General features: G+C 73.4%; 15 protein-coding genes and 1 pseudogene. 4 read left to right on the forward strand and 12 right to left on the reverse strand.

Annotation, left to right across the window (positions count from 1 at the left end):
* The 5 genes and pseudogenes from AB0M20_RS06000 to AB0M20_RS06020 all read right to left on the reverse strand — a co-directional run.
* Positions 1 to 730, reverse strand: a pseudogene (locus AB0M20_RS06000) (hypothetical protein); the annotation flags it as partial.
* A complete protein-coding gene (locus AB0M20_RS06005) occupies positions 727 to 2283 on the reverse strand; it encodes a replication-associated recombination protein A (protein WP_364294473.1) in 1557 nt (518 codons plus the stop codon). The pseudogene AB0M20_RS06000 and the gene AB0M20_RS06005, both read right to left, overlap by 4 nt.
* Positions 2284 to 2357: 74 nt before the next feature.
* Positions 2358 to 2576, reverse strand: a complete 219-nt coding sequence (locus tag AB0M20_RS06010; protein ID WP_364294476.1) for a hypothetical protein — start codon at positions 2574 to 2576, stop codon at positions 2358 to 2360.
* Positions 2577 to 2618: 42 nt separating this feature from the next.
* Positions 2619 to 3866, reverse strand: a complete 1248-nt coding sequence (locus AB0M20_RS06015; RefSeq protein WP_364294479.1) for an MFS transporter — start codon at positions 3864 to 3866, stop codon at positions 2619 to 2621.
* Entirely contained in the window at positions 3863 to 4438 is a 576-nt protein-coding gene (locus AB0M20_RS06020) for a helix-turn-helix domain-containing protein (RefSeq protein WP_364294482.1), read from the reverse strand. Before AB0M20_RS06020 ends, AB0M20_RS06015 begins: the two co-directional genes overlap by 4 nt.
* Before the next feature lie 86 nt (positions 4439 to 4524).
* Here AB0M20_RS06020 and AB0M20_RS06025 point away from each other — a divergent pair, with 86 nt between their 5' ends.
* From AB0M20_RS06025 to AB0M20_RS06035, 3 genes are all read left to right on the forward strand, one after another.
* Positions 4525 to 5550, forward strand: coding sequence for a questin oxidase family protein (locus tag AB0M20_RS06025; protein WP_364294485.1), 1026 nt, complete (start codon positions 4525 to 4527; stop codon positions 5548 to 5550).
* Between the two features lie 60 nt (positions 5551 to 5610).
* A complete protein-coding gene (locus AB0M20_RS06030) occupies positions 5611 to 6678 on the forward strand; it encodes a M14 family zinc carboxypeptidase (RefSeq protein WP_364294488.1) in 1068 nt (355 codons plus the stop codon).
* A 129-nt stretch (positions 6679 to 6807) separates the two neighbouring features.
* A complete protein-coding gene (locus AB0M20_RS06035) occupies positions 6808 to 7842 on the forward strand; it encodes an ATP-dependent DNA ligase (protein WP_364294491.1) in 1035 nt (344 codons plus the stop codon).
* A 12-nt stretch (positions 7843 to 7854) separates the two neighbouring features.
* On the opposite strand, the gene AB0M20_RS06040 is transcribed toward AB0M20_RS06035, so the two are convergent.
* From AB0M20_RS06040 to AB0M20_RS06065, 6 genes are all read right to left on the reverse strand, one after another.
* Entirely contained in the window at positions 7855 to 8343 is a 489-nt protein-coding gene (locus tag AB0M20_RS06040; RefSeq protein ID WP_364294494.1) for a GyrI-like domain-containing protein, read from the reverse strand.
* Between the two features lie 10 nt (positions 8344 to 8353).
* On the reverse strand, positions 8354 to 9136 hold the full coding sequence (locus AB0M20_RS06045) for a sugar nucleotide-binding protein (protein WP_364294511.1): 783 nt from the start codon (positions 9134 to 9136) through the stop codon (positions 8354 to 8356).
* A gap of 13 nt (positions 9137 to 9149) precedes the next feature.
* Positions 9150 to 10967, reverse strand: a complete 1818-nt coding sequence (gene aspS, locus AB0M20_RS06050; RefSeq protein WP_364294497.1) for an aspartate--tRNA ligase — start codon at positions 10965 to 10967, stop codon at positions 9150 to 9152.
* Positions 10968 to 11026: 59 nt separating this feature from the next.
* Positions 11027 to 11788, reverse strand: coding sequence for a hypothetical protein (locus AB0M20_RS06055; protein WP_364294500.1), 762 nt, complete (start codon positions 11786 to 11788; stop codon positions 11027 to 11029).
* Positions 11789 to 11904: 116 nt separating this feature from the next.
* On the reverse strand, positions 11905 to 12750 hold the full coding sequence (locus tag AB0M20_RS06060) for a 2-phosphosulfolactate phosphatase (protein WP_364294502.1): 846 nt from the start codon (positions 12748 to 12750) through the stop codon (positions 11905 to 11907).
* Entirely contained in the window at positions 12747 to 13178 is a 432-nt protein-coding gene (locus AB0M20_RS06065) for a hemerythrin domain-containing protein (RefSeq protein WP_364294505.1), read from the reverse strand. Before AB0M20_RS06065 ends, AB0M20_RS06060 begins: the two co-directional genes overlap by 4 nt.
* Before the next feature lie 65 nt (positions 13179 to 13243).
* Here AB0M20_RS06065 and AB0M20_RS06070 point away from each other — a divergent pair, with 65 nt between their 5' ends.
* Positions 13244 to 13768, forward strand: coding sequence for a tetratricopeptide repeat protein (locus AB0M20_RS06070; RefSeq protein WP_364294508.1), 525 nt, complete (start codon positions 13244 to 13246; stop codon positions 13766 to 13768).
* Between the two features lie 83 nt (positions 13769 to 13851).
* On the opposite strand, the gene AB0M20_RS06075 is transcribed toward AB0M20_RS06070, so the two are convergent.
* A complete protein-coding gene (locus tag AB0M20_RS06075) occupies positions 13852 to 14355 on the reverse strand; it encodes a family 20 glycosylhydrolase (protein ID WP_364294514.1) in 504 nt (167 codons plus the stop codon).
* Positions 14356 to 14382: the final 27 nt, after the last annotated feature.

Raw genomic sequence — 14382 nt, forward strand, 5'->3', positions numbered from 1 at the left:
GCCGGCTGACCGGCCCGGTGGGCGGACCCTGCGGCTGCACGCGCCCGATCGGGCCGGACGGATGGTCGTCGGCCCGGCCGGGAGTGACCCGGCCTGCGGGCGGCGGTGGCGGCGGAACCCGGCCGGTGCCGAGCGGCGACTGAGGCGGGGATGAAGGCGGCGGCGGGGGCGGCGAGGTGGGAGCCGGCAGCGGGATCTCCGGCGCGTTGCCGGACGCCGGCGGCGGTGAAACCTGCCGGGCCGGCGGGCCGTGGTCGATCTGCCGCCGGCCGCGACCCGGGCCGGGGTCGCCGGGAACGTCGCTGGTGTGCCGGCCGGACCCGGCCGGCTCGGGCGGCGGAGGCGGGGTGGTCTGCCAGGAGCCGGAGGTGGTGCGCCACGACCCGGAGTCGGCCGGCCGGGAGCCGTCGAAGCGGGCGCGCGCCGAGCCGGGGCTCACCGGCGACGCCGGCGATCCGCTGACCGGACGGGCCGCGGGCTTCTCGTCGGGACCGGGCGCCACGCGCCCGGATTTGCTGCTGCGTCCCTCGCCGGGCTGACCGGGGCCGATCGCGCCGCGTTCCTCTTTGGCCGTCCAGAGGTCGTCGAGCCAGCCGGTCTCCTCCTGCGACACCTGCTCGGGCTCGACGGGCTCCGGCCTGCCCCGCCCGAACAGCCGGCCACGCCGGCCGGCCGGGTCGTTCTGCAGATCGGCGTCGTCGTCGGGCCGTTCGGCACCGCGCGATCTCACGGCTGTTCCTCTCCGGCGGCTGCACCGCTGTCGTCTCGGCCATCATCGATTTTGTCGCCAGCCGCCGAGCCTACGATCGAATCGCCCGCGCCGCTCTCATCCGAAAAGCCCACAGACCCCCCAGCACGACCCGTCGCCGCATCGCTGGGGACCTCGTCGCGGGCGGCGCCGCCGATCGGCCCGGTCGCCGCCACCGGGGCGGGCAGGCCGCGGACGATGCGCCGTAGCCTCGGCAGACGTTCCGCCACGGGCCGCTCGGCGCCGTGCTCGGACGGCCGATAGTAATCCGCCCCGACCAGACCATCCGGGACATATTGCTGCTTAACCACGCCACGCGGGTCATCGTGCGGATATCGGTAGCCCTTGCCGTGACCAAGACCACGCGACCCCGGGTAATGCGCATCACGCAGATGGGCCGGGACCGCACCGCCACGCCCGGTGCGTACGTCCTCCATGGCGGCACCCAGCGCCGTGGTGACGCTGTTCGATTTCGGCGCCGTGGCCAGATGCACCACGGCCTGCGCCAGGTTCAGCTGCGCCTCGGGTAGGCCCACGCTCTGCACCGCCTGGGCCGCGGCGGTCGCCACCAGCAGCGCCTGCGGGTCGGCCATCCCGACGTCCTCGCTGGCGAAGATCACGATGCGCCGGGCGATGAACCGCGGGTCCTCCCCCGCCACCAGCATCCGGGCCAGCCAATGCAGCGCCGCGTCCGGATCGGAGCCTCGCATGCTCTTGATGAACGCGCTGGTCACGTCGTAGTGCGCGTCGCCGTCGCGGTCGTAGCGGACGGCCGCCACGTCCACCGCCTTCTCCGCGGTGGCCAGGTCGATCTCCTTGACCTCCTGGGCCTGGGCGGACGACGCCGCGGCCTCCAGCGCGGTCAACGCCTTGCGCACGTCACCGCCGGCCAGGCGTACCAGATGCTCCTCGGCCTCGTCGGTCAGCGTGACCGCGCCGCCCAGGCCGCGCTCGTCGGCGACCGCGCGGCGCACCAGCGACCGGACCGCGTCGTCGTCGAGCGCGTGCAGCGTGAGCAGCACGCAGCGGGAGAGCAGCGGAGAGATGACCGAGAAGTACGGGTTCTCCGTGGTGGCGGCGAGCAGCGTGACGGTGCGGTCCTCCACCGCGGCGAGCAGCGAGTCCTGTTGCGTCTTGCTGAAGCGGTGCACCTCGTCGATGAACAGCACGGTCGGCGGGCCACCCTGACGGCGCTGGCGGCGCGCGGTGTCGATCACGGCGCGCACGTCCTTGACGCCGGCCGAGAGCGCGGACATCGCCACGAACTTACGGTCGGTAGCGGCCGCCACCAGATGGGCGATCGTGGTCTTGCCGGTGCCGGGCGGTCCCCACAGGATCACCGACATCGGCGACGCGCCGGTGACCAACTGGCGCAGCGGCGCGCCGGGCGCCAGCAGGTGCTGCTGTCCGACCAGCTCATCGAGGGTCGCCGGGCGCATCCGCACAGGCAGCGGCGCATCCGCGGGCGGCGGTGTGAAGCCGGTCGGCCCGCCGGTTGCCGGCGCCTGGAGGGAGAACAGCCCGTCGGGTTCCATCGGGTACAGACAGTACCGGCCCGCCCCCGAGTGCCCGAAATGAGCACTTGGGAGCGAGCCGCACCGATTTATCGTCAGCCGCGACCAGGGCGGCGGCCGTAGAAGCGGCGGCCGCTGCTGCCGCCCGAGCCGGTCCCGCGGGGACCACTGCCGATGCCGGCCAGGTAGAGCGACAGCAGCAGCAGACCCAGCGACGCGAACGTGGGGAAGTTGAACAGATCAGTGGTCTTGACGTCGAGCAGGTCGAGCAAAAGGTAGATGCCGAACACGACTGCTGCGGCAATGGCGAGCATGGTTTCCTCCGGGGGTGAGAGCTTGGCCCGCCTGATACCCCGTTACGCCACCTGCTGAAACTCCACCGTGGACGAGGTTCGCGAGTTGCGCCCGACCAGGTAGAGCGGCGCCGCCACCGCGAGCACGACGGCGCCGGTGAGGATTGCCGCCGGGGTGCCCGCGCTCGCCGCGATCGCCGTCAGCAACACCGCACCGATCGCGAAGCCGGGCTGGCCGACCATCGAGTTCAGCGAGAGCAGACTGGCCCGCCACGGCCCGTCGACCTGCCGGTGCAGCAGCCCCACGTGCACCGGGTTGGATGCGCCGTGCACCGTGTAGCAGCACAGATACGCCACGATGATGCCGGCCGGACCGGCGATCAGCGCCATGCCGGCGATCGCGGCGCCCTGCAGGATGCGCATCGTGAAGCCGGCCCACCGCGGGCCGATGAGCCGGACCAGCAGCGGGACCAGCGCCGCCCCGGCCGCCGACGCCGCCCACGCCGCCGCGCCGACCGGGCCCATCAGCGCGGCCGCCTTGTCGGCGCCGCCGAGCACCTCGGACAGCCGGACCGGTGTCAGCTGCTCGAAGGTGACCATGCCGAAGCCCCAGAACAGCTCGACCGCGATCAGCGCGGCGATCACGCGGTTGCGCCGGACCAGCTTCAGCGCGCCGCCGATCGCCCGCGGGACGTCGCCCATCCAGGAGACGCCCCGCTTGGCGGGCCGCTCCTCCTTCATCAGCACCGCGATCGCCACCAGGCCGGCCACGACGAGAACGAAGGACACGATCACGGGTACGGTCAGCGCGGAGATCCGCCACGACCCCAGGGTCCACGGGCCCAGAGCCACGAGACCGCCACCGGCGAGCGCGGCGCCGGAGATCGACAGGCCCAGCACCACGCCGCTGCGGCTCAGGCCGGTCTCGATGTCGGCCTTCGGGTCGGCGGCCAGCGCGGAGTCCACGTACCAGGCCTCGAGTGGGCCGCTGTCCAGGGCGCGGTAGAAGCCCTGCAGCAGGTAGACCAGCACGAACAGCGGCATCGAGTCGGCCACCACGAGCAGCCCGGCGGACACCAGGTTGATGCCGGTCGCGATCATCAGCACCGGCCGCCGGCCGATGGAGTCGGCCAGTCCGCCGGTGGGCAGCTCGAGCACCAGCACGACGATGCCCTGCACGGCGGCCGCCGCGCCGACCTGCGCGATGGTCAGGCCGCGCTCGAGGGGCAGCAGCACCAGCACCGGGATCAGCAGCCCGACCGGGAACCAGCGCAGCCCCAGCAGGAAGAGGAATCGGCTCTGCGGGCTCACGGTGTGTCCTCCTGTGCCAGCGGGATCGGGTAGAGGTAGAGCAGCACCGGACGGGCGTCCGCGGCGGGTTGGCGGTGACGCCAGCGCTCGATCAGCTCGTCGAGCTCCTTGGTCATCTGGGTCAGCTCCGACGCGGTCAGCCGCATGATGTAGTCGCTGAACTGCGCCGCGGCCCGCCACTCGGGCGACTCGTCGGCCACGCCCCGGTTCCAGTCCTCGATGCGTTCCGCGATGTGCCGCGCGTACGCGCTGGTCAGCCAGCCCGCCGCGGCGGTCGCATTGGGGTCGTCCGCGAAGCGGTCGCGCTCCCACGTCGTGACGTCATGCGCGGCGCGCCACACCCGCTCGCGCCCCCGCCCGGCGCCGGTGTCGTCCTCGACCAGCCCGACCTCGGCGAGCTGCCGCAGGTGGTAGCTGGTCGCGCCGGTGTTGGTGCCGAACCGCTCGGCCAGCTTGGTGGCCGTGGCCGGGCCGTTGAGCCGCAGCTCGCCGACGAGCCGCGAACGCAGCGGGTGAGCCAGGGTGCGAATCTGCCGCGCATCCAGGTCGACGTGTTTCAAGGGTTCGTCCACGTCTACACAATACTTGTGCAAAGAGATTGTGCAACACTTTTGTGCATGCTTGACATCAACCTCCGTTGAAGTTGCACCGTGCTGTGATGACCACTCTTGACGAAGCTCTCGAACGGCTCCGCGACACCGGCCCCGAGCGCGCCGGCTGGCTTTCCAACCACGCGCCGATGGCGGCCGAGGCGATGGTGCGGCATGGTCACGCCGACGCGGTGCACCGGTGGATCGACACGTACTCGCTCGAGGAACGGCCACGCGGCATCTCCCCGATCGAGCCGGATCAGTGGCGCGATCCGCTGGGCGACCCGGTCCGGACCGGCGACTGGATCGCGTATTTCGAGCGGGCGGTGCGCGAGGCGCCGTGGCGCGACGTGCTGACCGTCTGGTGGCCGCGCCTGCTGCCCGGGATCGCCGCGGGGGCGACGCACGGCGTGATCCGGGTCGGGCATGCGGTGCGGGCACTGCTCTCCGCCCCGTTATCCGCCCCGTTATCCGCCCCGTCGGAGCCGCGCGTCATGGAGCTGGCGCACGGGCTGGCGTACTGGGCGGCGCGGTGGCAGCCGCTCGCCCCGGCCGGAGCGGGCCCGTACCGTGCGTCGGATCCGCGCGCGGCGCTGGACGCGGTGCCGCGGGTGCCGGATCAGCGCTTCGGCATCCGGCACCGGCTCGCGCAGCTGGCGACAGTTCCGTCGTGGCAGTCCGGCGGCGTGCCGGGCGACGGCTCCCATGAAGAACGGCTACGCGGGATCGTCTCGGCCGCGGTCCTGAGGCATCACAGCCACGGGTACGGGAATCCGGTGATGCTCGTGCACGCCGCCACGGCTCCGGCCGCGGTGCTTCGTACCCTGCCCGCCCTGCCGCCGTCGCTGCACGGGCCCTCGGTGGCCGCGGCGTGGGCCGCGACGGCGGCGGTGACGGCCGCCTACTCCCCCGCCACCCCGCGCCCGGCGGACGCGGCCGGTTCCGCCGACCCGGAAGCGGTGATGGACCTCGCGGTCAAGTCCGGCGACGCGCATGCCATCAAGTTCGCGGACACGGCGATCGAGGCGTTCGGCTTCGCCGGGGACGCGCGGCTGCTCGCCGCGGCGGACAACGCGACCCGGATGATCGACTAGCGGGCGGCGGCAACCCGGCTTACGTTCTATCGAACCACCTCGATGTGCTCGGGAGTTCGGATGAGAGCGAAGATCGCCGCCACTCTTTTGGCCGCCGTTACCGCCACCACGCTGATCGCCGCCCCCGCGACGGCGAGCGCGCCGGCACCCCCGGCTCCCGCGGCGCCGAGCGGAGTCGCGGCGCCGAGCGGACTCGTTCCGGCGCAGCCGAGCCCGGAAGAGGTGGGTGCGGCACTGCGGCGGATCGCCCGGGACAGCCATGGCAGGGTCCGGCTCGGCGTCATCGGGCGCACCAACGACGACCGGCCGGTGCGGCTGGCGTCGGTGGGCAACGGGCCGGTCCGCCTGCTCTACGTGACCCAGCAGCACGGTGACGAGCCGCTCGGCACGCCCGCCGCGATCCGGGCACTGTGGACGCTCGGGGTGCCGCGTACCCCTTGGCACCGCTGGCTGCTCGGCCGCATCACCCTCGACATCGTCGTCCAGGCCAACCCCGACGGCGCGGTGCTCGACCAGCGCTGGAACAACGACCCGACGGCTTCCGGCCCGTACACCAACCCCGGCGTCGGCTACGACATCAACCGCTTCCACAACCCGCTGACCCCGATCGAGGACAACCCGGTGCCGGAGGCCCGGGCGATCCTCCGCCACTGGCAGGCCACCCGCCCGGCGATCGTCGTCGACTACCACATGCAGGGCCGGTACGTGCAGCCCGACGGCCGCGAGACCACGGCGTCGATGCTGTGGCCGACCTCCCCGCTGGCGGGCGCCGACGCGGTGGCGAGGTCCCGCCGCGTGGCGGTGCTCAACTACGACGCCATGACGTACCTGGCCGGCGCCAACGTCTCGCGGTACCCGGGCGAGCTCTACGAGGGCATCGCCCGCAACGCCTACGGCATCCTGGGCAGCGCGTCCGTGCTGATCGAGCTGTCGAACCTGCCGGCCGACCGCACCGAGTTCCAGATCCGCACGGCGTACACGTCGATGCTCGCGACGGCGCGGACCGCCGCCGACGGCTCCTGGAAGCGCATCGATCCGGCCCGGGCCGACGCCATCCCGCCGCGGGGCCCGGCGCTGCCGCCCGACCCGGCGGCGCAGCCCGAAATGCACCCGGCGGGCGTTGGCTGACCGGTTCCGCACCGTTGCGCCCGGCCCGTCGCCGGTGCGTCGCGTGCGTCGTCCGACCGTCCTTCAGTTCTCCGCAAATTCGGCGTATTCGCAGGTCAGCGCCGTGAACGCGGGGCTAGCGTACAAGGAATGCTGCGCTGGCCCGTCGACCCGGTGCGCGCAGCGCCGGCCCGGTCCCTTCCGGAAGCGGCGGGTACGCCGGTCGCGTACGAGATGAAGTGGGACGGCTTCCGCGCGCTCGTCTGGCGTACCCCCGAAGGTGTGCGCATCCAGTCCCGTCAGGGCACCGACCTGACCCGCTACTTCCCCGACCTGGCCGCCCCGCTGACCGCCGCCCTCCCGCCGAGGGCGGTGGTGGACGGGGAGCTGCTGGTCTGGGACGCCGAGCGCGGCCGGTGCAGCTTCACGCTGCTGCAGCGCCGGCTGACCGCCGGGCGCCGGCTGAGCGAGGTCGTCCGGCGGTTTCCCGCGCACCTGGTGGCGTTCGACCTGCTGCGCGACGGGCGCGGCGTCGAGCTGCTCGACCAGCCGCTGACCGGGCGACGGGCCAAGCTCGAGCGGCTGCTGCGCGGCGTACCCCCGCAGATCGCCCTGTGCCCACAGACCGGCGACCGGGCCGTCGCCCTCGGCTGGCTCACCGACCTCGGCGTCGCCGGCGTCGAGGGCGTCGTGGTCAAGCCGGCGACCGGCCGATACCGCCCCGGAACCACGGCCTGGACGAAGGTCCGGGCACGCGACACCACCGAGTACGTGATCGGCGGTGTGACCGGCACGCTGGACCGGCCGGAGTCGCTGCTGCTGGGCCGGCTCGACCACGGCGGCGTCCTGCGCTACACCGGGCAGACCCATCCGCTGCGGCCCGAGCACCGCCGCGACCTGACCGCCGCCCTCCGCGGGCTTCCGTTCCGCGGACCGGGCGCCGGACATCCGTGGCCGTGCCCGCTGCCGCCGGCCTGGGCGGGCGAGTTCTCCGACCGGCGACCGCTGTCCTTCATCCCGGTCGAGCCGACCCTGGTCGCCGAGGTGGAGGTCGACACGGCCCTGGACGGCGCCTTCGGCCGGGCGCGGCACCGCAGCCGCCTGGTGCGCATCCGGCTCGATCTGCACCCCCGCGACACGACGCCGGCGGTGCTCGAGGCGGCCGGCGGAGTCTTGTCGGGGTGAGCGGTCCCGCGGTCAGTCGGCCAGGCGGAACAGCAGGACCGTCTCCCATTTGTGCATGTCCGGCTCCTCGGCCGGGTTGGTCATCATCTGCTCCAGCCGGCAGCCCCAGACCTCGCCCTCCGGCGTCTGCGTGACGTCCCAGCGCAGACCCTCGCGCTGGGCCCAGTCGAGGAGTTTCGCGGTGACCGCCATGAGCTCGCCGGGGTGTCCGATGTGGGTGATCGTCGCGTAGCGCCCGGCCGGCAGCGTGTCGGTGAACGTCGGCTCGTCGACCTGCGGCGGCGCGGCGACCGGGATGCCGGCCTCGACGACCAGCTCGGCGGCCATGTCGATGGTGCGGTAGCGGAAGAACGGCGCGCCGGTGATCTGGGCGCCGCGCTCCCCCAGCCACCCGAACATGGTGGGCAGATGGTCCGCGACCCGCGCGAACTCGGTCATGGCGATCGACTCGCGGCGCCCGACATAGGGCTGCTCGTCGCGGTGCACAATCGTCGGCTGCACCGAGCCAGTCTCACACAACCTCGGCGGCCCGGCGCAGCTCCGTCGACAACATCGCGGCGGCTCGGGTGCTGTCCAGCACCACGTTCGCCGGGCGCGGGCCGATGCCGCTCTCGGCGATCGTGCGGGTCGGGACGCTCGCCGGGTCCAGGCCGTGGCTCGCGGCGACCAGCGCGCCCAGTTCCGCGCGGCTCATCCGCTGCGGGCCGGCCACGTTGATCGGGCCCGCCCAGTCCGAGCCCGCCAGCTCCAGCACCGCCGCGGCCAGGTCGGTCACGCCGATCGGGCAGCGGAACTCGTCGGTGTGCAGCGCGCCGGGCCTGCGTCCCGTGGCCAGGTCGAGGCAGAGCCTGACCTGGTGGCTGCGCTCGTCGCCGACGATCAGCGACGTGCGCACGACGGCCGCGCCCGGGTTGACGGCCCGGACGGCCGTCTCAGCGGCGGCCTTCGCCGCGCCGTACGGGTAGATCGGGGTGGGCGGTTCGGCGTCGCCGTAGGGTTCGGGCCGGCCGGCGTGCAGCGCGTCGGACGAGACGTGTACGAGGCGCAGCCCGCGGGCCGCCACCGCGACGTTGGCCGCCCCGTCGGCGGTGACCGCCCAGTCGGACACCCGGTACGCGGCGTTGACCACCACGTCCGGCCGCAAGGCGTCCACATAGGAGCGCACGGCGGCCGCGGAGGTGATGTCCAGGTCGGCCGACGACGTGCCGGTGACCTCCCAGCCGCCCGCCACGGCGAGCCGGGCCACCTCGCCCCCGAGGTAGCCCGACGCGCCGACGACCAGCAGGCTTGTCAGTTTGCCCGGGTCCTCAGTTGCCCTGCTCCACCGGGACCGCGACGCCGTCCGTGCCGGGTGTACCGGCGGCCGGCTTCGGCTTGGCGTCGATGCCGGCCTCGAGACGCTGCTGCGCGGTGATCGGGGTCGGCGCGGTGGTCAGCGGGTCGTAGCCGCCGCGGGTCTTCGGGAACGCGATGACCTCACGGATCGACTCGTTGCCGGAGAGCAGCATGCAGGTGCGGTCCCAGCCGATCGCGATGCCGGCGTGCGGCGGCGGGCCGTACTTGAACGCCTCCAGCAGGAAGCCGAACTTGTCCTGCGCCTCCTCCGGCGAGATGCCGAGCAGGGCGAAGACGCGGCTCTGCACGTCGGCGCGGTGGATACGGACGCTGCCGCCGCCGATCTCGTTGCCGTTGCAGACGATGTCGTACGCGTACGCGAGTGCCTTGTCCGGCGCCTCCTCGAAGCGGTCCATCCACTCGGCGTTCGGCGACGTGAACGGGTGGTGCACGGCGGTCCAGCCGCCCTCGTCGCGCCCATCAGAAGAAACTCGTTCGAACATCGGCGCGTCCACCACCCAGCAGAACGCCCACGCCGACTCGTCGATCAGGCCGGACCGCTTGGCGATCTCGATGCGGGCCGCGCCCAGCAGCTCCTGCGCCTCGCGCCGCTCGGTGGCGGCGGCGAAGAAGATCGCGTCACCCGGCTTCGCACCGACCGCGTCGCCCAGCCCGGACAGGTGCTCCGCGGACAGGTTCTTGGCGACCGGGCCGCGCGCCTCGCCGGTTTCCGAGTCCAGGACGACGTAGGCCAGACCTCGCGCGCCCCGCGCCTTGGCCCAGTCCTGCCAGCCGTCCAGCTCCTTGCGGGTCTGCGCCGCACCGCCCGGCATGACCACCGCGCCGACGTAGCCGCCGGCCTCGATGGCACCGGAGAAGACACGGAACGTCGTGCCCTCGAAGTAGGACGTCAGCTCGGTGAGCTCCACGCCGTACCGCAGGTCGGGCTTGTCGGAGCCGTAGCGGTCCATCGCGTCGGTCCAGGTGATCCGCGGGATCGGCGTGGGCACCGTGTAGCCGGCCAGCTCGCCCCACAGCTTGGACACGAGCTCCTCGCCCAGCTCGATGATGTCGTCCTGGGTCACGAAGGACATCTCGATGTCGAGCTGGGTGAACTCCGGCTGCCGGTCGGCGCGGAAGTCCTCGTCGCGGTAGCAGCGGGCGATCTGGTAATAACGCTCCAGGCCGGCCACCATCAGCAGCTGCTTGAACAGCTGCGGGGACTGCGGCAGCGCGTACCAGGTGCCGGGCTGCAGACGGACCGGCACCAGGAAGTCGCGGGCGCCCTCGGGCGTCGACCGGGTCAGCGTCGGCGTCTCGATCTCGTTGAAGTCGCGCGCGTGCAGCACCTCGCGGGCGATCTGGTTGGCCCGGGAGCGCAGCTTCAGCGCCTTCGCCGGACCCGACCGCCGCAGGTCGAGGTAGCGGTACTTGAGGCGGAGGTCGTCGGACGCGGTGATCGTGTCGTCGATCGGCAGCGGCAGCGGCGCGGCCTCGGACAGCACGGTCAGCTCGGCCGCCGTGACCTCGATCGCCCCGGTCGGCAGCTCCGGGTTCTCGTTGCCCGCAGGCCTGGCGGTGACCTCGCCGGTGACCAGCACGCAGAACTCGTTGCGCAACGCGTGCGCGTCCTCCTCGCGGAACACCACCTGGACCACCCCGGAGGCGTCGCGCAGGTCCACGAAGATGACCCCACCGTGGTCGCGCCGGCGGGCCACCCAGCCGGCCAGCGTCACCGTGGTGCCGGCGTCGCTCGCGCGCAGACTGCCGGCGTCATGGGTACGGATCACGGGAACATCTCCTCATCAGGTGTGCACTTTGCCGCACCCGACATTCTGTCAGGCGGCCATCAGGGCACCGTCCAGGAGGTGGCGCGCAGCTCCGCCGTGCCGTCCGCCGCGACGTCGGTGACCTCGACCAGCACCATCCGCGGGCGCTCCCCGCCTTGATCATCGGTCGGCGCACCGGACGCGGCGGTCAGCACGCACAGCACGGCGCCCTTGACGGCCGGCACGTCGGCGCCGGAGCCGAGCGGGCTGGTCCGGATCGCGCGATCGCAGCCGGCCGCGTCGGTGCCGGAGCTGTCCACCTGGTTGCCGCCCTGCGCTCCCGGGCCCAGGCTGAGCGTCGGTTTGATCTTGCCGCCGCACCGGCTGTCGTAGCGCAGGTCGCTGCGGCCGGGCTCGGCGTTGGCGCGAGGTTCGTCCAGGTCGACGTACATCGCCGCGGCGCAGCCGACCTGCATGCGGAGCGGCTCCTGGGCGTAGGTGGCCTGGTACCCGCCCTCTTGACCGCCGGCGGGCGCGACGTCGGGGGCGGGCGCGGAGGCGGTGGCCTGCGGTTGTTCGTTGCCCGGCGGCTGGTGCTCGGCCCGCCAGGACATGGTGGCGGCGGCGCCGGAGGCGACCAGCGCGAGGGTGGAGAACGCGACGGCCGCGACCACGGCGCCGCGGCCCTGTGTCCTGGCCACATCGTTTCCCTCACCGGCTCGCGGTTCGGCCAGGCGCTCGGTCGGCCCGTCGTAGGCGGGCAGCGTCCAGCTCGGGTCGTGATGGTTGTCGGCCGGGGCGTCAGGGGCGTTGGGGGCGGTCGAAGCGCGGAAGAGGGACATGGCGACTCCGGAATGCAGAGGGGTGCGGCGCTCACGCTGGGCGCAAAAAGCCGAAAGCGGCTGGAAAAGGACCATACGATCGCGTCGATCTCCTGCCCATCCCCCGGCGAGGCGACTCACGCGCATGGATGACCGTGCGCGTCCCGGAACCACCCGTCGGTCAGGAGGGGAACGGCCGGCGAGCCGCTTTCGGCGGCGATGTCGACATCCGCGGCGAAGCCGGCGCCGATGAGCTCGGCCCCGGAGGCACACTCCCGCAGGGCGGTGGTCACCCTGTCGGAGATGCCGAGGTACGCGCACACTGCCGTACCCGCCTCAGAGGAGTACCCGCCCCTCGCCGCGGCCGCCCAGCCTCCCTCCACCGCACACCCCTCAACCGCCGCGCCCGGCCCGTCCCCCGCCGCCTCGCGCGGCTCGTCGCCTGTCACGAGTGCGTGGATGAAGGCGCCCGCGCCCCAGAGATCCTCGACCGCCGGCCGCAGCGAGCCGTCGCCCCAGCGCTCGCCCGCCGCGACCACCGCCACCGGCCCCGGCCGCGCGACCAGCCATCGCCGCGCCCACGACGCCGCGGCGCCGGCGTTGCGCAGCGACACGCCCACTACGGCCGCGCCGCTGCCGGCCAGCGCGGCGGCGACGGTGGCGCCGTTCGGCGACGGCAACACCAGACGCCGGACGCCCTCGGCGCGCCGCACGGTCACCGGCGACAGGCTGATCTCATCCGGGCCGGCCTGTGACCGGCCCACCGCGAGCACCGCGTCGTGCCGGCGGGCGGTGGCCGCCGCCGAGGCGTCCCGCCACCGGTAGGGCATGACGGCCATGCCGCGCTCGACCGCGACGCTGAGCGTCGTGGTGAACGACAGCACGTCGACGACCGCGACCACCGACGCGCCGGCCGCCACGGCCGCGGCGCCGACCGGCCCCCACTCGAACCGGACGGCGAATGGCTCCTGCCCGCCCGTCACCACTGCGGGATCAGCTCGCCCGGCGCCAGCGCGTTCAGGGCGCTCACCAGGCGTTTCTCCTCCCAGTTGAAGTGCGACTCGAGCAGGGCGGCCAGCCCGTCCAGCTCGGCGCGGGCGCCGTCGGCGTCCAGGTCCGCGGCCAGCTCACCGGCCCGCCGGAGCATGCCGCCGACCATCATGTGGTCGCGGGCCAGGCCCTCCAGGACGTCGCGCAGCTCGGGATGGCGAGCGGCCAGCAGCGGGAAGACGGTCGTGTCCTCCTCGGTGTGGTGGCGGGTCACGGCCGTGCAGAAGGCGAGGCAGTGCGTCGCGAGATCGGGGGCCGCGTGGCCGCCGTCGCGGAGATCGTCCAGCGCGTCGAGGAAGCGCTGGTGCGTGTCGATGAGTTGGTGGCCCAGGGCGGTCAGTCGTCCGAAGTCGTCGGTCATTTGGCTCGACTCCATCAAAGGAGTCGCTGCCCGGTCAACCTGGTTCGTTGTGCGACGCTGTCCTGATGCAGACGGCGGAATGGGAGCAGCGGATGGCCGAGGCGTGGGCCTCGCTGGACGGGCGGGACGAGGCCGAGTTCCTCGCGCTGATCGAGAAGCTGGTCGAGGAGCTGCCGCCGGACGATCCGGACGGCCTCTTCGAACGCGCCGCCGCCCTGGACTCGACCGGCCATTCCGACCTGGCCGTCCCGCTGTACGAGGCTGCACTGGCCACCGGCGCCACCGGCGAGCGCCGCCGCCGCGCGGTGATCCAGATGGCCAGTTCCCTGCGCAACCTCGACCGCTCGCAGGAGAGCGTGGCGCTGCTGACGGCCGAGCTGAAGCAGCCGTCGGACCACTTGGAGGACGCGGCCAAGGCGGTGCTGGCCCTGGCGCTCGCCGACGTGGGCCGTGAGCGCGAGGCGGTGTCGATCGCGGTCGGCGCGCTCGCCGCGCACCTGCCGCGCTACCAGCGCTCGATGGCCAACTACGCCCGCGCCCTGGTCGAACCCGACCCGGCCGCCAACCCGGAAACCGACGTCCACGACTGACAACGCAACCCGGCCGCCCGGCCCCGCCCCCGGCCGGGCGCGCGACCGAGCCGCGAGCGCCGTGTGCAGGGCGTCCGAGCGGCTCACGGCTGGTCGGCGATCATCCGGATCAGCTCGGCGTCGCGGTCGGCCCGGGAACGCGGCCGGCCCGGAGCGTCCGGGCGGGCGTCCCACGGGCGCGGCCCCTCCGGTGGGCGGTAGTTGACGCCGAGCGCGGCCAGGCGTGGCAGGTGGGCGGCGAGCCGCTCGTCGAAGTCGTCGCCGCGGTGCCACACCACCTCGGCGAAGGCGCACAGCCGCGGGAACGCCATGTAGTCGATGCGGCGGGCCGACTCCATGTGCTCGGTCCAGATGTTGGCCTGCGCGCCGACGACGCGGGCCTGCTCGTCAGCGGTCAGGCCGGGCGGGACGGGGTCGAACGCGTACACGTCGCCGATCGTGAGCACCGTGCCGGTCGGGGTCGGCTCGCCCGGGTCGGCGGACTGGCGGTAGTCCAGGTAGACCGAGGTGTCGGGGCAGGCAACGACGTCGTGGCCGGCGCGGGCCGCCCGGTCCGTATTGCCGGGACCGCCCCATGGGGCCACGATCGCGTCCCGCGGCGCGCCACCCTACAA

Origin of the sequence: Actinoplanes sp. NPDC051633 (assembly GCF_040681735.1) — a bacterium.
Classification (GTDB): Bacteria; Actinomycetota; Actinomycetes; order Mycobacteriales; family Micromonosporaceae; genus Actinoplanes.